Annotated in this window: 21 protein-coding genes and 1 pseudogene; 13 read left to right on the forward strand and 9 right to left on the reverse strand. The window is 54.5% G+C overall.

Translation table 11 applies throughout. The annotated features are described in order from the left end of the window. The first annotated feature begins 6 nt into the window (after positions 1-6). On the forward strand, positions 7-399 hold the full coding sequence (gene rpsI, locus HVX64_RS02555; protein WP_000829818.1) for a 30S ribosomal protein S9: 393 nt from the start codon (positions 7-9) through the stop codon (positions 397-399). Here the strand turns inward: rpsI and HVX64_RS02560 are convergent. After that, positions 396-590, reverse strand: coding sequence for a hypothetical protein (locus HVX64_RS02560; protein ID WP_099433685.1), 195 nt, complete (start codon positions 588-590; stop codon positions 396-398). The genes rpsI and HVX64_RS02560 overlap by 4 nt on opposite strands. A 113-nt stretch (positions 591-703) precedes the next feature. Between HVX64_RS02560 and sspA the strand changes: the two genes are divergently transcribed. The 8 genes from sspA (at position 704) to nanQ (ending at position 7,456) form a co-directional block, all read left to right on the forward strand. Continuing rightward, entirely contained in the window at positions 704-1,342 is a 639-nt protein-coding gene (gene sspA / locus HVX64_RS02565; protein WP_042998321.1) for a stringent starvation protein SspA, read from the forward strand. Between the two features lie 5 nt (positions 1,343-1,347). After that, entirely contained in the window at positions 1,348-1,848 is a 501-nt protein-coding gene (gene sspB / locus HVX64_RS02570) for a ClpXP protease specificity-enhancing factor (protein ID WP_042998320.1), read from the forward strand. A gap of 111 nt (positions 1,849-1,959) precedes the next feature. Then, positions 1,960-2,751 carry a transcriptional regulator NanR gene (nanR, locus tag HVX64_RS02575; RefSeq protein WP_080343284.1) on the forward strand — a complete coding sequence of 264 codons (792 nt, stop codon included), beginning with the start codon at positions 1,960-1,962 and terminating at the stop codon, positions 2,749-2,751. 133 nt (positions 2,752-2,884) lie between these two features. Continuing rightward, positions 2,885-3,778 (forward strand): N-acetylneuraminate lyase, encoded by an 894-nt coding sequence (gene nanA / locus HVX64_RS02580; RefSeq protein WP_044255969.1) that lies wholly within the window; start codon positions 2,885-2,887, stop codon positions 3,776-3,778. Positions 3,779-3,893: 115 nt separating this feature from the next. Next, positions 3,894-5,384 carry an MFS transporter gene (locus HVX64_RS02585; RefSeq protein ID WP_181825225.1) on the forward strand — a complete coding sequence of 497 codons (1,491 nt, stop codon included), beginning with the start codon at positions 3,894-3,896 and terminating at the stop codon, positions 5,382-5,384. Between the two features lie 47 nt (positions 5,385-5,431). Further along, a complete protein-coding gene (locus tag HVX64_RS02590) occupies positions 5,432-6,121 on the forward strand; it encodes an N-acetylmannosamine-6-phosphate 2-epimerase (RefSeq protein ID WP_044255967.1) in 690 nt (229 codons plus the stop codon). Further along, on the forward strand, positions 6,118-7,002 hold the full coding sequence (locus HVX64_RS02595) for an N-acetylmannosamine kinase (protein ID WP_044255965.1): 885 nt from the start codon (positions 6,118-6,120) through the stop codon (positions 7,000-7,002). The genes HVX64_RS02590 and HVX64_RS02595 overlap by 4 nt, the downstream gene beginning before the upstream one ends. After that, positions 6,989-7,456: an N-acetylneuraminate anomerase gene (gene nanQ, locus HVX64_RS02600; RefSeq protein ID WP_044255963.1), complete on the forward strand. Its 468-nt coding sequence runs from the start codon at positions 6,989-6,991 to the stop codon at positions 7,454-7,456. Before HVX64_RS02595 ends, nanQ begins: the two co-directional genes overlap by 14 nt. A 108-nt stretch (positions 7,457-7,564) precedes the next feature. On the opposite strand, the pseudogene HVX64_RS24275 reads toward nanQ, so the two are convergent. The 3 genes and pseudogenes from HVX64_RS24275 to gltB all read right to left on the reverse strand — a co-directional run. Beyond that, a pseudogene (locus HVX64_RS24275) lies at positions 7,565-7,663 on the reverse strand (hypothetical protein); the annotation flags it as partial. Positions 7,664-7,876: 213 nt separating this feature from the next. After that, positions 7,877-9,295 (reverse strand): glutamate synthase subunit GltD, encoded by a 1,419-nt coding sequence (gltD, locus tag HVX64_RS02605; RefSeq protein WP_042998313.1) that lies wholly within the window; start codon positions 9,293-9,295, stop codon positions 7,877-7,879. Positions 9,296-9,307: 12 nt separating this feature from the next. After that, on the reverse strand, positions 9,308-13,768 hold the full coding sequence (gene gltB / locus HVX64_RS02610) for a glutamate synthase large subunit (RefSeq protein ID WP_044255961.1): 4,461 nt from the start codon (positions 13,766-13,768) through the stop codon (positions 9,308-9,310). 686 nt (positions 13,769-14,454) lie between these two features. On the opposite strand from gltB, the gene HVX64_RS02615 reads away from it, so the two are divergent. From HVX64_RS02615 to mtgA, 4 genes are all read left to right on the forward strand, one after another. Next, entirely contained in the window at positions 14,455-15,384 is a 930-nt protein-coding gene (locus HVX64_RS02615) for a TIGR01212 family radical SAM protein (RefSeq protein ID WP_044256074.1), read from the forward strand. Positions 15,385-15,477: 93 nt separating this feature from the next. Next, entirely contained in the window at positions 15,478-17,814 is a 2,337-nt protein-coding gene (gene arcB, locus HVX64_RS02620) for an aerobic respiration two-component sensor histidine kinase ArcB (RefSeq protein ID WP_042998311.1), read from the forward strand. Between the two features lie 228 nt (positions 17,815-18,042). Next, a complete protein-coding gene (elbB, locus tag HVX64_RS02625; protein ID WP_044255959.1) occupies positions 18,043-18,696 on the forward strand; it encodes an isoprenoid biosynthesis glyoxalase ElbB in 654 nt (217 codons plus the stop codon). Further along, positions 18,693-19,412, forward strand: a complete 720-nt coding sequence (gene mtgA, locus HVX64_RS02630) for a monofunctional biosynthetic peptidoglycan transglycosylase (protein WP_042998309.1) — start codon at positions 18,693-18,695, stop codon at positions 19,410-19,412. The genes elbB and mtgA overlap by 4 nt, the downstream gene beginning before the upstream one ends. A 34-nt stretch (positions 19,413-19,446) precedes the next feature. Here mtgA and yrbL read toward each other — a convergent pair whose 3' ends face one another. From yrbL to hpf, 5 genes are all read right to left on the reverse strand, one after another. Continuing rightward, entirely contained in the window at positions 19,447-20,052 is a 606-nt protein-coding gene (gene yrbL, locus HVX64_RS02635) for a PhoP regulatory network protein YrbL (RefSeq protein WP_181825226.1), read from the reverse strand. 199 nt (positions 20,053-20,251) lie between these two features. After that, positions 20,252-20,524, reverse strand: coding sequence for a PTS phosphocarrier protein NPr (gene npr, locus HVX64_RS02640; protein ID WP_042998307.1), 273 nt, complete (start codon positions 20,522-20,524; stop codon positions 20,252-20,254). After that, a complete protein-coding gene (rapZ, locus tag HVX64_RS02645; protein ID WP_012908509.1) occupies positions 20,521-21,375 on the reverse strand; it encodes an RNase adapter RapZ in 855 nt (284 codons plus the stop codon). The genes npr and rapZ overlap by 4 nt, the downstream gene beginning before the upstream one ends. 33 nt (positions 21,376-21,408) lie before the next feature. Then, the gene (ptsN, locus tag HVX64_RS02650) at positions 21,409-21,900 is read right to left on the reverse strand and encodes a PTS IIA-like nitrogen regulatory protein PtsN (RefSeq protein ID WP_042325036.1); all 492 of its coding nucleotides are present in this window, start codon (positions 21,898-21,900) and stop codon (positions 21,409-21,411) included. Between the two features lie 115 nt (positions 21,901-22,015). Further along, a complete protein-coding gene (hpf, locus tag HVX64_RS02655) occupies positions 22,016-22,303 on the reverse strand; it encodes a ribosome hibernation promoting factor (protein WP_003025078.1) in 288 nt (95 codons plus the stop codon). Positions 22,304-22,311 lie beyond the last annotated feature (8 nt).

Below are 22,311 nucleotides of genomic sequence, written 5' to 3' on the forward strand. Positions count from 1 at the left end.
TAGGCAATGGCTGAAAATCAATACTACGGCACTGGTCGCCGCAAAAGTTCCGCAGCTCGCGTTTTCATCAAACCGGGCAACGGCAAAATCGTTATCAACCAACGTTCTCTGGAACAGTACTTCGGTCGTGAAACTGCCCGCATGGTAGTTCGTCAGCCGCTGGAACTGGTCGACATGGTTGAGAAACTGGATCTGTACATCACTGTTAAAGGTGGTGGTATCTCTGGTCAGGCTGGCGCGATCCGTCACGGTATCACCCGCGCTCTGATGGAGTACGACGAGTCCCTGCGTTCCGAACTGCGTAAAGCAGGCTTCGTTACTCGTGATGCTCGTCAGGTTGAACGTAAGAAAGTCGGCCTGCGTAAAGCACGTCGTCGTCCGCAGTTCTCCAAACGTTAATTGTTTTCTGCCTTTGGCAGATTACGGTTGGCGAAAAAACCCGCTTCGGCGGGTTTTTTTATGGATAAATCTGGCGTAATCCTCTGACAAAACCCTCTTTTTCCCCATTTCCAGAATCGACTCACCACAAAGGTCACAAAATCTGGTAAACTATCATCCAATTTTCTGCCCAAATATCGGGTATTGCTCATTTTTTGTTTGCTTTTTGAACGATGATGACTTTTCCGACGTGGGTGACATCACTTCTGACTGGCCATGCGATGGCTGGTAGCAGTAAAAATTCTGAATATACCTGGAGGTTTTCATGGCTGTCGCTGCCAACAAACGTTCGGTAATGACGCTGTTTTCTGGTCCTACTGACATCTATAGCCATCAGGTCCGCATTGTGCTGGCTGAGAAAGGTGTAAGTTTCGAGATCGAGCACGTGGAAAAGGACAATCCACCTCAGGATCTGATTGACCTCAACCCGAATCAGAGCGTCCCGACACTGGTAGATCGTGAGCTGACCCTGTGGGAATCTCGCATCATTATGGAATACCTGGATGAGCGTTTCCCGCATCCGCCATTAATGCCGGTTTACCCGGTAGCACGTGGCGAAAGCCGCCTGTACATGCACCGTATCGAAAAAGACTGGTATACGCTGATGAACGTCATCGTTAACGGGTCTGCTTCAGAAGCTGACGTTGCTCGCAAACAACTGCGTGAAGAACTGCAGGCGATTGCACCGGTATTCGGTCAGAAACCGTATTTCCTGAGCGATGAATTCAGCCTGGTGGATTGCTACCTGGCGCCGCTGTTGTGGCGTTTGCCGCAGCTGGGTATTGAGTTCAGCGGTGCGGGCGCGAAAGAGCTGAAGGGTTACATGACCCGCGTCTTTGAGCGTGATTCTTTCCTGGCGTCCTTAACCGAAGCTGAACGCGAAATGCGTCTTGGCCGGGGTTAATACTGATGGATTTGTCACAGCTAACACCGCGCCGTCCGTATCTGCTGCGTGCATTTTATGAGTGGTTGCTGGACAACCAGCTCACGCCGCACCTGGTGGTGGATGTGACGTTGCCGGGTGTGCATGTTCCGATGGAATATGCCCGCGACGGGCAGATTGTCCTGAACATTGCACCGCGCGCGGTGGGGAATCTGGAACTGGCTAACGATGAGGTGCGTTTTAATGCGCGTTTCGGCGGCGTTCCGCGTCAGGTTTCTGTGCCATTAGCGGCAGTGCTGGCTATTTATGCGCGTGAAAACGGTGCCGGAACGATGTTTGAACCGGAAGCGGCCTATGACGAAGATGTTGCCAGTCTTAATGATGATGACGCGACATCTGGCGCAGAGAGCGAAACCGTTATGTCAGTCATTGATGGTGATAAACCGGATCATGACGATGACAACAATCCGGATGACGATCCGCCGCCGCCGCGTGGTGGGCGACCGGCATTACGTGTTGTTAAATAGATGAAAACAGGCCCCGCTGGGCCTGTTTTTGATCGCACCGACCGTGGTTTCACCCTCCTTCCGATCCTGTGTTACGATGAGCCTGCTGTTGTTTGTCACCGTGACTCGCAAATAGGTCTTATGAACGCATTCGATTCTCAAGCAGAAGATTCTCCAGCCACTATTGGGCGTAGCCTTCGCCGTCGTCCGCTGGCGCGAAAAAAGCTGTCGGAAATGGTCGAGGAAGAGTTAGAGCAGATGATCCGTCGCCGTGAGTTCGGCGAGGGGGAACAGTTGCCGTCCGAACGGGAACTGATGGCCTTTTTCAACGTCGGTCGTCCCTCTGTGCGTGAGGCACTGGCCGCGCTGAAGCGTAAAGGCCTGGTGCAAATCAACAACGGCGAACGTGCCCGTGTTTCCCGTCCTTCGGCGGATACCATCATTGGTGAGCTGTCCGGAATGGCAAAAGATTTCCTCGCACATCCTGGCGGCATTGCCCACTTTGAGCAGTTGCGCCTGTTCTTTGAGTCCAGTCTCGTGCGTTATGCAGCGGAGAATGCCACAGAAGAACAGATCGATCTGCTGGCAAAAGCGCTGGAGATCAACAGCCAGTCGCTGGATGACAATACGCTGTTCATCCGTTCAGATGTCGATTTTCATCGCGTGCTGGCGGAGATCCCCGGCAATCCGATCTTTATGGCGATCCACGTTGCGCTGCTGGACTGGCTGATCGCCGCTCGCCCGACCGTGCCGGATCGCGAGCTCTTCGAGCATAATAACGTAAGTTATCAGCAGCATATCGCTATCGTTGATGCGATTCGCCGACGCGATCCAGATGAGGCCGATCGCGCACTGCAATCTCATCTCAACAGCGTTTCCGCCACCTGGCACGCCCTCGGTCAACATTCAAAAATGCGTAAGTGATCGCGATCCTGACGATCGTTTAGTGAAGCAGATCGCACTATAAGCGTTCTGTATTGTATTGCTGCTTATTTGATCTGGTATAACAGGTATAAAGGTATGCAGTTAGATAACACTAATCATGACAGAGGTCGTTATGGCAAAAGATTTACGAGGCGTAATGCCGGCGTTGTTAACCCCTTTCGATAACCAACAGAAGCTGGATATTGAAAGCCTGCGCCGGCTGGTGCGTTTTAACATCGCTCAGGGGATCGATGGGCTGTACGTGGGCGGTTCCACCGGCGAAGCCTTTGTACAGAGCTGTGCGGAAAGGGAGCAGGTGCTGGAAGTCGTCGCGGAAGAGGCGAAGGGCAAAGTCACGCTGATCGCTCACGTTGGAACGGTCAGCACCCATGAGAGCCAGCAGCTCGCCCGTGCCGCGCATCGTTACGGCTTTAACGCGGTCTCTGCGGTGACGCCGTTCTACTATCCGTTCAGCTTTGAAGAGCACTGCGATCATTACCGGGCCATTATTGATTCGGCGGATGGTTTGCCGATGGTGGTCTATAACATTCCGGCGTTGAGCGGCGTGAAGTTAACGCTGGATCAGATCAACACGTTGGTCACCCTGCCGGGCGTAGGTGCACTGAAGCAAACATCGGGCGATCTGTTCCAGATGGAGCAGATCCGTCGCGAGCATCCGGATCTGGTGCTTTATAACGGTTATGACGAAATTTTCGCTTCAGGCCTGCTGGCCGGAGCGGACGGCGGTATCGGCAGCACTTACAACATCATGGGCTGGCGATATCTGGGAATTGTGAAAGCGCTCAAAGAAGGAGATATCCGGACTGCGCAAAAACTGCAAACAGAGTGCAATAAGGTTATCGATCTCCTCATTAAGGCTGGCGTGTTCCGTGGGCTGAAAACGGTTCTGCACTATATGGACGTGGTTTCTGTACCGCTGTGCCGTAAGCCGTTTGCCCCCGTGGATGAAAAATATCTGCCGGAACTGAAGGCGTTGGCGCAGCAGTTAATGGCAGAGAAGGCGTAACCGCGTAACGTAGTGCCGGGGGCGCTGCGCTTACCCGGCCGACAAAAAAGCATAGTGTGCCGGATAAGGCTGAATCGTCATCCGGCACAACAACAAAAATCGTCGGGAGAGTAAAATGAGTACTTCTACCCAAAGCATCCCGTGGTATCGCCATCTCAACCGGGCGCAATGGCGGGCATTCTCCGCCGCATGGTTGGGATATTTGCTGGATGGTTTTGATTTTGTGTTGATAGCCCTTGTGCTGACGGAAGTACAAGGAGAGTTCGGGCTGACGACGGTTCAGGCGGCGAGCCTGATTTCGGCAGCCTTTATTTCACGCTGGTTTGGCGGGTTAATGCTGGGCGCGATGGGTGACCGGTATGGGCGTCGTCTGGCGATGGTCACCAGTATTATTCTGTTTTCAATGGGAACGCTGGCCTGTGGTTTTGCGCCGGGTTACACCACTATGTTTATCGCCCGACTGGTGATTGGCATGGGGATGGCGGGCGAATACGGTTCCAGTGTGACCTATGTTATTGAAAGCTGGCCAAAACATCTGCGTAATAAGGCCAGTGGTTTTCTGATCTCGGGGTTCTCCGTTGGTGCCGTGATTGCGGCTCAGGTCTACAGCCTGGTGGTGCCGGTCTGGGGCTGGCGCGCGCTGTTCTTCATTGGCATTCTGCCGATTATTTTTGCCCTCTGGCTACGCAAAAACATACCGGAAGCAGAGGACTGGAAAGAGAAGCATGAAGGCAAAGCGCCGGTACGCACGATGGTCGATATTCTTTATCGGGGTGAACATCGCGTCGTCAACATTCTGATGACGATAGCGGCGGCGACCGCACTGTGGTTCTGTTTTGCCGGGAACTTGCAAAATGCGGCGATTGTCGCGGTACTGGGTTTGCTGTGCGCGGTGATCTTTATCAGCTTCATGGTACAAAGTAGCGGCAAGCGCTGGCCGACGGGCGTGATGCTCATGATTGTCGTCCTGTTTGCTTTCCTCTACTCGTGGCCGATTCAGGCGCTGTTGCCCACCTATCTGAAAACGGAACTGGCATACGATCCTTCCACCGTGGCGCGCGTACTCTTCTTTAGCGGCTTTGGTGCTGCGGTCGGCTGCTGCGTCGGCGGCTTCCTTGGTGACTGGCTGGGGACCCGCAAAGCTTATGTTTACAGTCTGTTGGCCTCACAATTGCTGATCATTCCGGTGTTTGCCATCGGCGGTACCAATGTCTGGGTACTTGGTTTACTTCTGTTTTTCCAGCAGATGCTGGGGCAAGGGATCTCCGGAATCTTACCGAAACTGATTGGCGGTTATTTCGATACCGATCAGCGTGCGGCGGGTCTGGGTTTCACCTATAACGTCGGGGCGCTCGGCGGGGCGCTGGCACCGATCCTGGGGGCGCTGATTGCCCAACGACTGGATCTGGGCACCGCGTTGGGATCGCTCTCTTTCAGCCTGACCTTTGTGGTGATTCTACTGATTGGTCTGGATATGCCATCCCGCGTCCAGCGCTGGCTGCGACCGGAGGCGCTGCGTACCCATGATGCCATTGACGGTAAGCCGTTCAGCGGCGCTATCCCGTTCGGCGGCGATAAAAGCCCCTTAGTCAAAAGCAAAAGTTAATCCACTTGCCCGGTCCTGCACCGGGCAATACACGTAAGGGAAGAAGTATGTCGTTACTTGCACAACTGGATAAAAGCATTGCCGTGCGTGGTGGTTTGATTGTCTCCTGCCAGCCGGTTCCCGGCAGTCCACTGGATAAACCCGAGATTGTGGCGGCGATGGCGCTGGCGGCAGAGCAAGCTGGGGCCGTCGCGTTACGTATTGAAGGGATTGAGAACCTGAAGGCGACGCGTGCCGTGGTTTCCGTACCGATAATCGGCATTCTCAAACGCGATCTCGCGGATTCTCCTGTGCGCATCACCGCGTTTCTGGAGGATGTCGATGCGCTGGCGCAGGCCGGCGCGGACATTATCGCGATTGATGGCACCGACCGCGTGCGTCCGGTGCCGGTTGCGGTGCTACTGGCGCGTATCCATCACCACCAGTTGCTGGCAATGGCCGATTGCTCTTCACAGGAGGACGGCCTGGCCTGTCAGGCGCTCGGTGCAGACATTATTGGCACCACGCTTTCGGGTTACACCACCGCAGAAACCCCTGATGAACCGGATCTGGCGCTAGTGAAATCGCTGAGTGAAGCCGGGTGCCGGGTGATTGCTGAAGGTCGCTACAATACCCCGGCGCAGGCCGGTGAAGCAATGCGTCACGGCGCCTGGGCAGTGACGGTCGGATCTGCGATTACCCGGCTGGAGCACATCTGTGAATGGTATAACACAGCGTTGAAAAGGGCGGTGCTATGACGACGCTGGCCATTGATATTGGCGGTACGAAACTCGCCGCCGCGCTGGTGGAGGATGATTTGCAGATTCGCGAACGTCGTGAGCTGCCCACCCCTGCCAGTAAAACGTCTCCGGCACTACGCGACGCGCTGAAAACACTGGTGCAACCGTTGCAGTCGCAAGCGCATCGGGTGGCGATAGCCTCGACGGGGATTATCCGCGAAGGCCACCTGTTGGCGATAAATCCCTCTAATTTGGGCGGGTTGCTTCACTTTCCGCTGGTGCAGACGTTAGAAGCCCTCACCGGCTTACCAACGCTGGCGATCAACGATGCACAGGCTGCCGCATGGGCGGAATATCATGCAATTGCCGATGAAACGCGGGATATGGTGTTTATCACCGTTTCAACCGGCGTCGGCGGCGGTGTGGTCAGCGACGGTCAGCTAGTCACCGGTACCGGTGGTTTGGCCGGACACTTGGGTCATACCCTCGCGGACCCTAATGGGCCGGTGTGCGGCTGTGGACGAGTGGGATGCGTCGAGGCTATCGCGTCGGGACGCGGTATTGCTGCCGCAGCGCAAGGCTCGCTTGCCGGATGCGATGCGAAAACCATTTTTGCCCGCGCGGCAGAAGGGGATGAACAGGCCCGCCGACTGGTCGCTGACTCCGCACAGGTGCTGGCACGGCTGATTGCCGATACGAAAGCGGTCACCGATTGTCAGCGGGTGGTTGTCGGCGGCAGCGTTGGGCTGGCGCAGGGGTATCTGTCGCAGGTCCGCGCCTGTCTCGAACGGATGCCTTCGGTTTATCACGTAGAATTAAGCCCGGCACACTACCGCCACGACGCGGGACTGCTGGGCGCGGCATTGTTAGCGAAAGGGGAGAAAGATGATATTAGGTGAAGTTCGTTCGTTGTCTGATGCCGGTTTACATCCCGTGCTGGAAGAGGCGCTGACGCTGGCGTTGACCGCCAGACCGCAGGAGCAATCCCCTGGTCGCGTTGAGCTACGCGGGGACGATATCTTTATGAACGTAATGCAGTTTGCCACGCAATCGGCCTCAGAGAAAAAGGCCGAACTGCACGAGCAATACATCGATATCCAGCTACTGCTGGCGGGAGAGGAACGCATTCATTTCGGCGTGGCGGATTCTGCGCGGCAATGTGAAGAGGTACATGTTGAGGAGGATTATCAGCTTTGTCGCGAGATAGCGGGTAGTCAGACCACTACCCTACAGCCAGGCATGTTCGCGGTGTTTATGCCCGGAGAGCCGCACAAACCGGGGTGTAGCGTGGAAGAACCGAAAGAGATTAAGAAAGTTGTCGTCAAGGTTCGCGCCAGCCTGTTAGTCGCATGAAAATGCCGGATGGTTTTTACCATCCGGTCTTACGCTTTACACATCCATCCCGTTCATTATTTTGTCAATGATGTTTCTGGGATACCGCTTGCTGCGCTGTCAGTGCCAATTGCGGACGGTCTCTGTCCTGGCAGTATCCAGCAGATGGATTATGCCGTTGTGGATTTGCTGATAATCGCCGGCGGGCTGTGCCGATGTTGTTGCCATCATATTATCCCTGACATGATAGTTACGGATTGAAAATATCTCGCTATCAGTACATTTAAAGGGATATACGGTCAATTCTACTCAGCCCATTACATTCATTTACGGCGAAATTTGCGAGCCGCTTTCGAAGAATGAAGGTGGGATATAGCGAAAAGAAAGGGTGACTCCCCATCCCTGAGCGAGAACTCAGAGCAGGGGAGTCAGAAAGGTTTACTACACTTCCAGCCAGTTCATGATCCCGTCAGCCGCTTTGCGGCCTTCGGCAATGGCGGTCACCACCAGATCCGAACCACGCACAATGTCACCGCCGGCGAAGATTTTCGGATTGCTGGTCTGGAAGGCGTTATCGCTGCCTTCCGGCGCGATAATACGGCCCTGAGAATCCAGTTCGACGCTGTGTTTTGCCAGCCACTCCATGTTATGGGGGCGGAAGCCAAACGCCATCACAACGGCATCCGCCGGAACCACATGTTCGGAACCGGGGACGATTTCCGCACGACGGCGGCCTTTCGCATCCGGCGCACCCATTTCGGTACGTGCCATTTTCACGCCGCTGACTTTACCATTCGCATTGATTTCAATACCCAGCGGCTGCACGTTGAACTGGAACTCCACACCTTCTTCACGCGCGTTTTTCACTTCGCGTCGGGAACCCGGCATGTTTTCTTCGTCACGGCGATAGGCACAGGTGACATGCGTTGCGCCCTGACGAACGGAGGTCCGCACGCAGTCCATGGCGGTATCGCCACCGCCCAGCACCACCACGCGTTTACCTTCCATATTGACGTACGGTTCGTCGGTGGTTTCACCAAAGCCCATGATCTGCTTCGTATTGGCGATCAGGAACGGCAGGGCATCGAATACGCCATCGGCGTCTTCGTTTTCCAGCCCGCCACGCATGGACTGATAGGTGCCGACGCCGAGGAATACCGCATCGTACTCTTGCAGCAGGTCGTCGAGCTGTACGTCACGTCCCACTTCCACATTCAGTTTGAACTCGATTCCCATGCCAGTGAAAATTTCACGGCGGCGAGTCATCACCTCTTTTTCCAGCTTGAAGGCCGGAATGCCAAAGGTCAGCAGGCCGCCAATCTCTGGATGACGGTCAAACACCACGGCCTTCACGCCATTGCGGGTCAACACGTCGGCACAAGCCAGCCCGGCTGGACCGGCACCGATGATCGCAACCCGCTTGTCAGTCTGGCGAACGCCGGTCATATCCGGACGCCAGCCCATTTCGAACGCTTTATCATTGATATAACGCTCGATGTTGCCGATGGTGACGGCACCGAACTCGTCGTTCAGCGTACAAGAACCTTCACACAAACGGTCCTGCGGGCACACGCGACCGCACACTTCCGGCAGCGTGTTGGTCTGGTGAGACAGTTCCGCAGCTTCAAAAATGCGTCCTTCATTGGCGAGCTTCAGCCAGTTCGGAATGTAGTTATGAACCGGGCATTTCCACTCACAGTACGGGTTACCGCAGGAAAGACAACGATCCGCCTGTGCTTTTGCCTGACCTTCTGAAAACGGTTCGTAGATTTCGATAAACTCGATTTTGCGGATCTTCAGCGGCTTCTTCGGCGGATCAACGCGCTGCAGGTCGATAAATTGGTATACGTTCTGACTCATTGCTGCTACCCCTTACTGCGCCTGCACACGCAGCTCTGCTGCGCTACGACTACGGTGACCCAACAGTGCTTTCACATCACTGGACTTCGGTTTAACCAGCGCGAATTTGTTAGCGAAGGCTGACCAGTTAGCCAGAATCTCTTCCCCGCGCTGAGAACCGGTATGCTGCACGTGTTCGGTGATCAGGCCACGCAGATGCTCTTCGTGGATAGCCAGTTCGTCAACGCCCAGCACTTCGACCAGTTCCGGGTTTACACGTTTACGGAACTCACCATCTTCATCCAGCACGTAGGCGAACCCGCCCGTCATACCCGCGCCGAAGTTCACTCCGGTTTTGCCGAGGATACAGACGATTCCGCCGGTCATGTATTCGCACCCGTTGTCGCCAATCCCTTCCACCACGGTGATCGCACCGGAGTTACGCACCCCGAAACGCTCACCCGCACGCCCTGCGGCATACAGACGACCCCCGGTCGCACCATACAGGCAGGTGTTGCCAATGATGCTCGCTTCATGGCTACGGAAAGCGGAACCGACCGGAGGACGCACCGCCAGCAGACCACCCGCCATGCCTTTGCCGACATAGTCGTTAGCATCGCCGGTCAGGTACAGCTCCACGCCGCCCGCGTTCCAGACGCCGAAGCTCTGGCCTGCGGTACCGCTGAAGTGCGCTTTAATTGGGTCAGAGGCCAGCCCCTGATCGCCGTGGGTCTGAGCAATATATCCCGAGAGCGACGCGCCAACAGAACGATCGGTGTTACGAATATCGAACCAGAAGGTTTTGCTCTGGCGCTCATCAACATACGGTTTCGCCTGTTGCAGCAACTGTGCGTTCAGTACACCGTTATCAAACGGCGGGTTGTTCTCGGTGCAGTACAACGCTTTGCCGGGATGCGGCTCCGCGGTTTCCAGTAGCCGGGACAGCGCCAGTTTCTGCTGTTTGGCGGTAAACCCGTCCAGTTCTTTCAGCAGGTCGGTACGGCCAATCAGATCCACCAGACGCGTCACGCCAAGCTGCGCCATCAGTTCGCGCGTTTCGCGAGCGATAAACTCAAAGTAGTTGGTTACTTTGAACGGCAGACCGTGATAATGGTTCTTGCGCAGTTTATCGTCCTGGGTTGCCACACCGGTTGCACAGTTGTTGAGATGGCAAATACGCAGGTATTTACAGCCCAGCGCCACCATCGGGCCGGTACCGAAGCCGAAGCTTTCTGCACCGAGGATCGCCGCTTTGATGATATCCACGCCGGTTTTCAGACCGCCATCGACCTGCAAACGGATCTTATGACGCAGGCCGTTGGCGACCAGCGCCTGCTGGGTTTCCACCAGGCCCAGTTCCCACGGACAGCCTGCGTATTTTACTGAAGAGAGCGGGCTCGCGCCGGTGCCGCCGTCATAACCGGCGATGGTGATCAGGTCAGCGTAGGCTTTCGCCACGCCGGTCGCGATGGTACCGACGCCCGGTTCGGACACCAGCTTCACGGAGATCATCGCCTTCGGGTTCACCTGCTTCAGATCGAAAATCAGCTGCGCTAAATCCTCGATAGAGTAGATATCGTGGTGCGGCGGCGGGGAGATCAGCGTCACGCCCGGTACCGAGTAGCGCAGTTTGGCGATGTACGGGGTCACTTTATCACCCGGTAGCTGACCACCTTCTCCCGGTTTCGCACCCTGGGCGACTTTAATCTGAATCACGTCGGCGTTAACCAGGTACGCCGGGGTGACACCGAAGCGACCAGAGGCCACCTGCTTAATGCGTGACACTTTATTGGTGCCGTAGCGCGCCGGGTCTTCGCCGCCTTCGCCGGAGTTGGAATTACCGCCGATGCTGTTCATCGCTTCGGCCAGTGCTTCATGTGCCTCCGGGCTTAGCGCGCCGATCGACATTGCCGCGGTATCAAAACGTTTGAACAGTTCGCTCGCCGGTTCGACTTCCTCGATGCTGACCGCGTTGTCGCCAGGATTAATTGCCAGCAGATCGCGCAGTGTCGTCGCGGGACGCTCGTTGACCAGCTTTGCGTATTCCTGATAGTCGCTGTATTCCCCGCTCTGAACCGCCTGTTGCAGGGTTCGTACCACGTCCGGGTTGTAGGCGTGGTATTCGCCGCCATGCACATACTTCAGCAGGCCGCCCTGTGAAATAGGTTTACGTGCCAGCCATGCGCGTTTGGACAGGTTCAGCAGATCCTGCTGGAAGTCTGCAAAGCCCGCGCCGCCGATGCGACTGACCACGCCCTGGAAGCAGAGATTCACGACATCATCATGCAGGCCCACCGCTTCAAACAGTTTGGAGCAGCGGTAGGAGGCGATGGTCGAGATGCCCATTTTGGACATGATTTTGTATAGCCCTTTATTGATGCCGTTACGGTAGTTCAGCATCACGGTACGGTAGTTTTTGGCGATCGCCTGAGTGTCGATCAGACGGCCCAGCGTCTCATACGCGAGGTACGGGTAAATGGCCGTCGCGCCAAAGCCCAGCAGCACGGCGAAGTGATGCGGATCGCGAGCGCTTGCGGTTTCGACAATAATGTTGGCGTCGCAGCGCAGGTTCTGCTCAACCAGGCGCGTTTGTACTGCGCCGACGGCCATCGGCGCCGGTACCGGCAGGCGATTTTTGCCGATATTACGGTCTGTCAGTACCAACAGAACGGTGCCACTGCGGACCATTTGCTCGGCGGTATCGCACAGCGCTTTGACTGTCTCTTCCAGCGTGGTTTGCGTCGCATCGAAGGTGATATCGAGCCGGTCGGCGCGATAATGTTCTTCTTTCATCGTAGTGAGCTGCTGGAAATCAGAGTACAGCAGAATTGGTGATTTAAAGCTCAGACGGTGCGCCTGGCCTTCCGCTTCGCAGAAGACGTTCATCTCGCGACCGATGCTGGTCGCCAGCGACATGACATGCGCTTCACGCAGCGGATCGATAGGTGGGTTCGTCACCTGGGCAAACTGCTGGCGGAAGTAGTCGTAAATGATGCGCGGCTGGCTGGAAAGCACGGCAAACGGGGTATCGTCACCCATTGAACCGACCGCTTCCTGACCGTTTTCGCCGAGCACGCGGAGAACGGAATCCAGTTCTTCGGCGCTGTAATTAAACTGTTTCTGGTAGCTGGCGAGCGTATCGTCGTCCAGTTCACGCTGGCCCACCTGATCGTCTGCCAGATCTTCAAACGGCACCAGGCGGCGGACGTTTTTCTCCATCCATTCTTTATACGGATGGCGGCTTTTCAGGTCGTCGTCCGTTTCGGCGGAGTGCAGAATGCAACCGCTGCGGGTGTCGATAACCATCAGTTCGCCGGGGCCGACACGGCCCTTTTCGACCACTTCGTCAGGCTGGTAGTCCCAGATCCCGACTTCAGATGCGCAGGTGATCAGCTTGTCTTTGGTGATGACATAGCGCGCCGGACGCAGACCGTTACGGTCGAGGTTACAGGCGGCGAAACGCCCGTCGGACATGACGATACCGGCCGGGCCGTCCCACGGCTCCATATGCATGGAGTTAAAGTCAAAGAAGGCGCGCAGATCCGGATCCATATCCGGGTTGTTCTGCCAGGCTGGCGGCACCAGCAGACGCATGGCGCGGATGATGTCCATCCCGCCCGCCAGCAGCAGTTCCAGCATATTATCCATGGAACTGGAGTCTGAGCCGGTTTCGTTAACGAACGGCGCGGCGTCGTGCAGATCCGGTATCAGCGGGGTCTGGAATTTATAGGTACGGGCGCGAGCCCACTGGCGGTTACCGGTAATGGTGTTGATTTCGCCGTTGTGCGCCAGGTAGCGGAACGGCTGCGCCAGCGGCCAGCGCGGCACGGTGTTGGTGGAAAAACGCTGGTGGAACAGGCAAATGGCCGATTCCAGACGCAAGTCCGCGAGGTCCAGGTAGAAGCGCGGCAGATCCGCCGGCATACACAGACCTTTATAGATGTTGACCAGGTTTGACAGGCTACAGACGTAGAAGTCTTTGTCTTCCTGTAGTCGTTTTTCAATACGGCGACGGGCGATGAACAGACGACGTTCCATATCGCGCGGACGCCATCCCGCAGGGGCATTCACAAAAATTTGTTCAATACGCGGCAGGGAGGAGAGGGCGATTTCACCCAGTACACCTTCGTTGGTTGGTACATCACGCCAGCCAACAATCGACAGAGTTTCCTGCTGAAGCTCTTCTTCGACAATACGGCGAGAGGCGGCGGCCAGTTCAGGGTCTTTGTTCAGGAAGATCATGCCAACCGCGTAGTTTTTGGCTAAACGCCAGCCGTGCTCTTGCGCAACGATGCGGAAAAAGCGGTCAGGTTTTTGCAGCAGCAGACCACAACCATCGCCGGTTTTACCATCAGCGAGGATTGCGCCACGGTGCTGCATTCGGGCCAGTGCGTGTATGGCGGTACGCACTACCTTGTGGCTAGGTTCGCCTTCTATGTGGGCGATCAGGCCGAAACCACAGTTATCCTTCTCAAGGGATTTATCGTACAACATATCAGTGAACCTCCCCAGGCTCTGCGAGACCCCCTTCCGATACCGTTTGCGCACGGGCACACCAAGAGCATGGCGACGGGGTTTGCGTGTCATACGCGTACCTCGCATTCGCCCTCTTTATCCATTTCGCTTAGGTCAAACAAGTTTGAGGACTTGCTGTCAGAGGGAATCTCAATTACTGCATAAATATGATGAGCACACCGCTCATCCAGAAAGCTTCCAGCGGATTTCCACGTTATCGGGAATCCACACACAGGTCAAATGGCAATCTTATTTCTCTAATAATGTGCTATAGAGCATTTATCTTCATGAAAATATTGAAAATAATATCATTTTGACATTGAATTAACGTACTGGAAACGAGGCGAGGAGTGTGATCTGTCTCACTGTCATAACCGCTTGTTAGCTCATGTCTCCGCTTTATTCATCGTCAGATGTAGTGTTTTGTGCTGGTTTGTTGCGATATGGCATTTCATGATACTGTTTTTGCGCAATCGACGTCAGAAGATAAAAAAAATGACCGGAGATAAGGAAAAGTAATTGGCTGGGTTGTGAATGAAATATCGTTTATTTTGACTGAATATGCAATTGATAAAAGCCTGCCAGGGCGATTGATCCAGGTCATCGCCGACAAGGGTTAAAAATGGCAGGCTTTGGCCTCTTTTCAAGGCGCGGTCTATCAGATTATGCAGTTACAGAAATTAGTCAATATGTTTGGTGGGGATCTTTCTCGGCGTTATGGGCAAAAGGTTCATAAACTGACGCTCCACGGCGGATTTAGCTGTCCAAATCGCGATGGCACCATCGGACGCGGCGGCTGCACTTTCTGTAATGTTGCCTCTTTTGCGGATGAAGCGCAGCAGCATCATTCGATCGCCGAACAACTCGCGCACCAGGCGCATCTGGTTAATCGTGCGAAACGCTATCTGGCCTATTTCCAGGCCTATACCAGTACCTTTGCTGAAGTGCAGGTGTTGCGCTCGATGTATCAGCAGGCGGTCAGTCAGGCCAGTATTGTCGGGCTGTGCGTGGGAACGCGTCCCGACTGCGTACCGGAGGCGGTTCTCGATCTGCTCTGTGAGTATAAAGACCAGGGCTATGAAGTGTGGCTGGAGCTGGGGCTGCAGACCGCACATGACAAAACGCTGTACCGTATTAATCGTGGTCACGATTTTGCCTGTTATCAGCGCACGACCCGCCTTGCCCGTGAGCGCGGCCTGAAAGTTTGTTCGCACCTTATTGTCGGCCTGCCGGGAGAACGGCAAGCGGAATGTCTGCAAACGCTTGAGCGAGTAGTGGAGACGGGAGTGGATGGCATCAAACTGCATCCGCTGCACATCGTAAAGGGCAGCATTATGGCCAGAGCGTGGGAAGCAGGGCGTCTGAACGGGATTGAACTGGATGACTACACGCGAACCGCAGGCGAGATGATCCGTCATACCCCGCCGGAGGTGATTTATCATCGTATTTCCGCCAGCGCGCGCCGTCCCACGCTGCTGGCACCGTTGTGGTGCGAAAACCGCTGGACCGGGATGGTCGAGCTGGATCGTTATCTGAATACGCATGGCGTGCAGGGTTCTGCGATCGGACGGGCATGGGTTCAGCCTGACGCCTGAACTATGACGGGCATTCGCATTTCTTGCACATTCTTCAACGTCTTGCCCAGAATTGAGTATTATTGTGCCAGGTTGTCGTAAAGGAAATCCCTGATGAAGCAAATTCGTATGCTGGCGCAGTACTATGTGGACCTGATGATGAAATTGGGTCTGGTGCGCTTTTCGCTGTTGTTGGCGTTAGCGCTCGTTGTGCTGGCAATTGTGGTGCAGATGGCGGTCACCATGGTGCTACATGGTCGGGTCGAACAGATCGATGTCATCCGCTCCATTTTCTTTGGTTTGTTAATCACCCCCTGGGCGGTCTATTTTTTGTCGGTGGTGGTGGAGCAACTGGAAGAATCCCGTCAGCGGTTATCCCGACTGGTGCAAAAGCTGGAAGAGATGCGTGAGCGCGACCTCAAGCTCAACGTCCAACTGAAAGATAATATTTCGCAGCTGAATCAGGAGATTGCCGACCGCGAAAAGGCAGAGGCGGAACGCCAGTCCACGTTTGAGCAGCTCAAAGTTGAGATCAAAGAGCGCGAAGAGGCGCAGATCCAACTTGAACAGCAATCCTCTTTTTTACGTTCTTTTCTGGATGCCTCGCCGGATTTGGTTTTTTATCGCAACGAAGATAAAGAGTTTTCCGGCTGTAACCGGGCGATGGAGTTGCTCACCGGCAAAAGCGAAAAACAACTGGTTCATTTAAAGCCTGCTGATGTGTACTCGCCGGAAGCCGCCGAAAAAGTCATTGAGACCGACGAAAAAGTTTTCCGCCATAATGTGTCGCTGACCTATGAGCAATGGCTTGATTATCCCGACGGGCGCAAAGCCTGTTTTGAAATCCGCAAAGTGCCTTATTACGATCGCGTTGGTAAACGTCATGGCCTGATGGGTTTTGGTCGCGATATTACCGAGCGCAAGCGCTATCAGGATGCGCTTGAGCGCGCCAGCCGCGATAAAACCACCTTTATTTCCACCATTAGCCACGAGCTGCGCACACCGCTGAACGGAATTGTCGGTCTGAGTCGTATTCTGCTGGACACTGAGCTGACGGCCGAACAGGAAAAATACCTGAAAACGATCCATGTCTCCGCCGTGACGTTGGGGAACATCTTCAACGATATCATTGATATGGATAAGATGGAGCGGCGTAAGGTTCAACTGGATAACCAGCCAGTGGATTTCACCAGCTTCATGGCCGATCTGGAGAACCTCTCCGGCCTGCAGGCGCAGCAGAAAGGGCTGCGTTTTGTGCTCGACCCGACCTTGCCGCTGCCGCATAAAGTGGTGACTGACGGCACGCGTCTGCGGCAGATCCTGTGGAACCTGATCAGCAACGCGGTGAAATTTACCCAGCAGGGCCAGGTGACCGTGCGCGTACGTTACGATGCCGGCAGTACTCTGCACTTTGAAGTGGAAGATTCCGGCATCGGCATTCCGCAGGATGAGCAGGACAAAATCTTTGCCATGTATTATCAGGTGAAAGACAGTCACGGCGGAAAACCAGCGACCGGTACAGGCATCGGTCTGGCGGTCTCGCGTCGTCTGGCGAAAAACATGGGTGGAGATATCACCGTGGCAAGTCAGCCAGGTAAAGGCTCAATCTTTACTCTGACCGTCCATGCGCCAGCGGTGGCAGAAGAAGTTGAAGATGCGTTTGAGGATGACGATTTGCCGCTACCGGCGTTAAATGTCCTGCTAGTGGAAGATATCGAACTGAACGTCATTGTGGCGCGCTCGGTGCTGGAAAAACTCGGTAATAGCGTGGATGTCGCGATGACCGGGAAAGCGGCGCTGGAGATGTTCACGCCGGGCGAATACGACCTGGTGTTGCTGGATATTCAGTTGCCGGATATGACGGGCCTCGATATTTCACGCGAACTGACCCAGCGTTATGCGCGTGAAGATCTGCCGCCGCTGGTGGCGCTGACGGCAAACGTCCTGAAAGATAAAAAAGAGTATCTGGATGCCGGTATGGATGACGTGCTGAGCAAGCCGCTGTCGGTACCGGCGTTAACCGCCATGATTAAGAAGTACTGGGATACCCAAGATGAGGAGGAGTGCACGGTGAAATCTGAAGAGAGCAGTAAATCGCAAGCGCTATTAGATATTCCGATGCTGGAACAGTACATAGAGCTGGTGGGGCCGAAACTAATTACCGATGGCCTGGCGGTGTTCGAGAAGATGATGCCAGGTTATTTAAGCGTTCTGGAATCCAATCTGACCGCGCGTGACAAAAAAGGCGTGGTTGAAGAAGGGCATAAAATTAAAGGGGCGGCGGGTTCTGTTGGCCTTCGTCATCTGCAACAGCTGGGGCAGCAGATCCAGTCACCCGATCTTCCAGCATGGGAAGATAACGTGGGGGAATGGATTGAAGAGATGAAACAGGAGTGGCAACACGACGTTGCGGTATTAAAGGCCTGGGTGGCGAACGCTGGAAAAAAATGACCCCGGCTTGACCGGGGTGCGCGAATACTGCGCCAACACCAGGGAAATCATGGCTGCGCCGTAAGTTATAATTGTGATTTAAAAGGCGCAGCGCGTAAATTCGGGCCGCACGCAGTTAAGATAGCAAATCTTAAATGCTTTGTTACATGAATCAGTTAAATGTGTGAAGCGTAGCATTTTAATCACAATTATTAATGTGCTGCAGATAGTGGTGAAAAGGACATTTGAATGAAAAAAATTGGCGTAGTTCTCAGTGGATGCGGTGTGTATGACGGTGCTGAAATTCATGAAACCGTACTGACGTTGCTGTCCATTGCCCGCAGCGGCGCGCAGGCCGTCTGCTTTGCGCCCGACAAAGCGCAGGCCGATGTGATTAATCATCTGACGGGCGAACCGATGGCGGAAACCCGTAATGTACTGATTGAAGCGGCCCGTATTACACGCGGCAACATTCGTCCGCTTTCTCAGGCAGTCTCAGCCGATCTGGATGCGCTGATTGTTCCTGGTGGTTTTGGCGCGGCCAAAAATTTGAGCAACTTTGCCAGTCAGGGCAGTGAATGCCGGGTTGATCCGGATTTAGCCGGGCTCGCTCTGGCGATGCATCAGTCGGGCAAGCCGCTGGGTTTTATGTGCATCGCCCCGGCGATGCTGCCGAAAATCTTCGACTTTCCGCTACGTCTGACAATCGGGACCGATATTGATACAGCGGAAGTGCTGGAAGATATGGGGGCGGAGCATGTGCCGTGCCCGGTCGATGATATCGTCGTTGATGAAGATAATAAAATCGTCACCACACCGGCCTACATGTTGGCGCAGGACATCGCTCAGGCGGCAATGGGGATCGAAAAACTGGTATCACGCGTGCTGGTCCTGGCGGAATGAAAAAAGGAGTTTTCGCCTTTCTGAGGCGAGTGATATTGCGCGTCGTGATTATCCTCGCCGTTTTCTGGGGCGGTGGCATTGCGCTGTTTAGCGTGGTGCCTGTGCCTTTTTCAGCGGTAATGGTTGAGCGGCAGATCGGTGCCTGGCTACAGGGTGACTTTGGCTATGTTGCTCATTCCGACTGGGTGAGTATGGATGAAATCTCTCCGTGGATGGGACTCGCGGTGATTGCCGCAGAAGACCAGACCTTCCCGGACCACTGGGGTTTTGACGTTGCTGCCATCGAAAAAGCGCTGTCACATAACGAACGTAATGAAAACCGCATTCGCGGCGCGTCAACATTGTCACAGCAAACGGTTAAAAATCTCTTTCTCTGGGATGGGCGTAGCTGGTTGCGGAAAGGGCTGGAAGCCGGACTTACCGTCGGTGTAGAGACGGTCTGGAGCAAGAAGCGGATCCTGACGGTTTACCTGAATATCGCGGAATTTGGTGATGGCGTATTTGGCGTCGAAGCCGCCGCACAACGCTATTTTGGCAAACCGGCCAGCCGATTGACTCAGTCAGAAGCGGCGCTGCTTGCCGCTGTATTACCCAATCCTCTGCGCTTTAAGGCCGCAGCACCTTCAGGCTATGTGCGTAGCCGTCAGGCGTGGATACTGCGTCAAATGCGACAGTTGGGTGGGGAGTCGTTTATGACCCGCCACCACCTGCATTAAATCTGCATTACGCCTCGCGCGAAGAGAGTGACAATCAGCTGCGTTCTTTCGGGTGGACGTCTTTTTCCAGCGCGACGGCCAGTACCGGTTGGGCGATAAAACGCTGCCACAGCCTTTCCTGCTTACGATGGCAGAACCATTTTGACCAGGTCGCCAGCGGGATCAACGTCCCTTCGCCAATATTATCGCAAACCACCGGCACCACTTCCGATTCGCTGATACGGTGACAAAGAATGTTCTGTGGTTTCAGCGTCATGGTGACGATATGGTTGTCACGCAGGTAGCGTTTTAGCGTCTTCAGCAGCTGACGCAGCACGGCAAAGTCGTCTTCGTAACGACATTGTTTGGCAAATTCGGTGAGAGTGATGGACGGCTTGCCGTCGTAATCGGTAATCACATCGTAAACGTAACCCGTTCCGCAGTCGGTCTCGACCGTGCCGTAATAGCGTGGGATACCGCTCCAGTCTTTCAGGTAGCGAGAGAGGTGAGCATAGTACTTCAGTTCACGCTGTGTCTCTTTGTCGCCGCCGTGTCCACTGTTGTAAACGATCTTAATACAACGTTGGGCATCATCCGGATGCGCATAACACTTACGATGTCGTCCGGTGCCCAGGGGAGTCTCTGCTGATAAACGAATCATGAGTGATATCCTGGAAATATTTACTGACAATAATCCAGTATGAACACTCAGGTTAAATGAAACCTAAACGACTTGTCTTAAGGTTTTCTTAAGGTAATTCTTAAGTTAAAAAGCGCACGAATTGTACAGTTTAGGGGGCAAAAACGAAAAAAAACGCCTGGTGGCGTTTTCTGTGAAGGTATCCGCGGAACGAGAAAACTCAGTCTTCGTCGAATCCCGAATTGAAAAGAGCGATGACGGCCGCCAGCGCTTCAACCTCTTGCGGACCGGAGGCTTCAACTTCAATCTGTCGGCCTTTGGCGGAGTCCAGCATCAGTAATGCGATGACGCTGTTGGCTTCCGCTTCGGTGCCTTCATCATTTCGTAGCAGGACTTCCGCGTCAAATCCCTGCATTAATTCAAAGAGCTTCATTGCTGGCCGGGCATGCATGCCCAGCTTGTTCGTGATTTCAACAGTTTGCTTCACGGTCATGTTTTGCGTTTTTCCAGCGTACGATGGCGTGACTGTACGTTTTTACCGCGTGAGCGGAAGTAGTCTGCCAGCTGTTCTGCAATATACACCGAACGGTGTTTCCCGCCGGTACAACCGATAGCAACGGTCAGATAGCTACGGTTGTTGGTCTCCAGCATGGGTAACCATAGCTCAAGATAGCTGCGAGTCTGGTAGATAAAATTGTGTACTTCTGTGTGTCTGTCGAGGAAGGCGGCGACGGGCTTGTCGAGACCGGTCATTGGACGCAGTTTCGGATCCCAGTGCGGGTTTGGCAGAAAGCGGACGTCGAAAACGTAATCGGCATCGATGGGGATCCCGTGCTTAAAGCCGAAGGACTCAAACACCATCGTCAGTTCACGCTCACGTTTACCCAACAGGCGGGTCCGCAGCATTTCAGCCAGTTCATGCACCGACATTTCTGAGGTGTCGACGATCAGGTCGGCGCGAGAACGCAGCGGTTCCAGCAGGTCACTTTCCTGATCAATGGCGCTTTCCAGCGACAGGTTCTTGCTGGAGAGAGGGTGCAGACGACGCGTATCGCTGTAGCGACGAATCAACGTGTTGCGATCGGCATCGAGGAACAGCAACTGCGGCGAGAACGCCTCGGGCAGGTTGTTCATCGCCTGCTCAAAAATTTCCGGCGACTCTGGCATATTGCGTACGTCAATGCTGACGGCAGCCGAAATCTGGCGTTCGGCAAGCGTGCGAGCCAGATCGGGTAACAATACGACGGGAAGGTTATCCACGCAGTAAAAGCCCATATCTTCCAGCGCGCGCAGGGCGACAGATTTACCTGACCCTGAACGACCGCTGACGATCATCAGTACCATGTACTGTTTCTCCTCACCACGGAAAAAGGGGAGTTACGCTTCATCCTGACCGCCTTCGGTGTCAGTGATGATTTGATACAACTCTTCATCGCTCTGTGCGGCGCGCAATCGACGGCAGATGGTTTTATCCGCCAGACGCTTAGCCACCAGCGATAGTGTATGCAGGTGCGTTTTGGTTTGATCCGCAGGCACCAGCAGGGCAAAAAGCAGATCAACAGGTTGATTATCAATCGCATCGAAGGCGATGGGCGTTTCCAGTTGCACAAACACGCCGACGGCGCGCAGGGTATCTTCTTCCAGCTTACCGTGCGGGATGGCGATCCCATTGCCGATGCCGGTACTGCCCATTTTTTCGCGCGTCAGGATCGCTTCAAAAACGACCTGCGGCGGTAGACTGAGCTGTTTTGCAGCCAGTTCACTGATGATTTCCAGCGCGCGTTTTTTGCTCTGGCAGTGAACGGCACTGCGCGTACATTCCTGGTTAAGTACACTACTCAGTTGTAGAGTCGTATCGTTATTTATCATAATTTCACCTAAGAATCCGTCCCACAACAGCGGAACGGATTCGGAGCGCTAACTGTACAAATGGCCTGTTGTTCTGCACAACAGGCCGTCCTGCACCCGCTAACTGCCCGGACAATTAGTGTTGTTTCAATTTATCTTTGTGTTTGGTGAGCTGTCTTGCCAGCTTGTCAATCAGGCCATCAATAGCCGCATACATATCCTGACCTTCCGCGCTGGCGTGAATTTCGCCACCGTTTACATGCAGTGTTGCATCCGAGATGTGGGTAACCTTTTCCACTTTCAACACAATATAGACCTGATTGATCCTGTCAAAATACTGTTCGAGTTTGGCGAACTTGGTATTCACAAAGTCACGCAGGGCTTCTGTGATCTCGACGTTGTTTCCAGTGATGTTGAGCTGCATAGTGTCTT

The organism is Citrobacter sp. RHB20-C16 (assembly GCF_013890155.1).
Taxonomy (GTDB): Bacteria; Pseudomonadota; Gammaproteobacteria; order Enterobacterales; family Enterobacteriaceae; genus Citrobacter_A; species Citrobacter_A amalonaticus.

What these genes read in the sequence shown, in the direction of transcription:
- rpsI (WP_000829818.1), top strand. Translation starts at nt 7, where the DNA reads ATGGCTGAAAATCAATACTACGGCACTGGTCGCCGCAAAAGTTCCGCA.
- HVX64_RS02560 (WP_099433685.1), bottom strand. Translation starts at nt 590, where the DNA reads ATGAGCAATACCCGATATTTGGGCAGAAAATTGGATGATAGTTTACCA.
- sspA (WP_042998321.1), top strand. Translation starts at nt 704, where the DNA reads ATGGCTGTCGCTGCCAACAAACGTTCGGTAATGACGCTGTTTTCTGGT.
- sspB (WP_042998320.1), top strand. Translation starts at nt 1,348, where the DNA reads ATGGATTTGTCACAGCTAACACCGCGCCGTCCGTATCTGCTGCGTGCA.
- nanA (WP_044255969.1), top strand. Translation starts at nt 2,885, where the DNA reads ATGGCAAAAGATTTACGAGGCGTAATGCCGGCGTTGTTAACCCCTTTC.
- HVX64_RS02585 (WP_181825225.1), top strand. Translation starts at nt 3,894, where the DNA reads ATGAGTACTTCTACCCAAAGCATCCCGTGGTATCGCCATCTCAACCGG.
- HVX64_RS02590 (WP_044255967.1), top strand. Translation starts at nt 5,432, where the DNA reads ATGTCGTTACTTGCACAACTGGATAAAAGCATTGCCGTGCGTGGTGGT.
- HVX64_RS02595 (WP_044255965.1), top strand. Translation starts at nt 6,118, where the DNA reads ATGACGACGCTGGCCATTGATATTGGCGGTACGAAACTCGCCGCCGCG.
- nanQ (WP_044255963.1), top strand. Translation starts at nt 6,989, where the DNA reads ATGATATTAGGTGAAGTTCGTTCGTTGTCTGATGCCGGTTTACATCCC.
- gltD (WP_042998313.1), bottom strand. Translation starts at nt 9,295, where the DNA reads ATGAGTCAGAACGTATACCAATTTATCGACCTGCAGCGCGTTGATCCG.
- gltB (WP_044255961.1), bottom strand. Translation starts at nt 13,768, where the DNA reads ATGTTGTACGATAAATCCCTTGAGAAGGATAACTGTGGTTTCGGCCTG.
- HVX64_RS02615 (WP_044256074.1), top strand. Translation starts at nt 14,455, where the DNA reads ATGCAGTTACAGAAATTAGTCAATATGTTTGGTGGGGATCTTTCTCGG.
- arcB (WP_042998311.1), top strand. Translation starts at nt 15,478, where the DNA reads ATGAAGCAAATTCGTATGCTGGCGCAGTACTATGTGGACCTGATGATG.
- elbB (WP_044255959.1), top strand. Translation starts at nt 18,043, where the DNA reads ATGAAAAAAATTGGCGTAGTTCTCAGTGGATGCGGTGTGTATGACGGT.
- mtgA (WP_042998309.1), top strand. Translation starts at nt 18,693, where the DNA reads ATGAAAAAAGGAGTTTTCGCCTTTCTGAGGCGAGTGATATTGCGCGTC.
- yrbL (WP_181825226.1), bottom strand. Translation starts at nt 20,052, where the DNA reads ATGATTCGTTTATCAGCAGAGACTCCCCTGGGCACCGGACGACATCGT.
- npr (WP_042998307.1), bottom strand. Translation starts at nt 20,524, where the DNA reads ATGACCGTGAAGCAAACTGTTGAAATCACGAACAAGCTGGGCATGCAT.
- rapZ (WP_012908509.1), bottom strand. Translation starts at nt 21,375, where the DNA reads ATGGTACTGATGATCGTCAGCGGTCGTTCAGGGTCAGGTAAATCTGTC.
- ptsN (WP_042325036.1), bottom strand. Translation starts at nt 21,900, where the DNA reads ATGATAAATAACGATACGACTCTACAACTGAGTAGTGTACTTAACCAG.
- hpf (WP_003025078.1), bottom strand. Translation starts at nt 22,303, where the DNA reads ATGCAGCTCAACATCACTGGAAACAACGTCGAGATCACAGAAGCCCTG.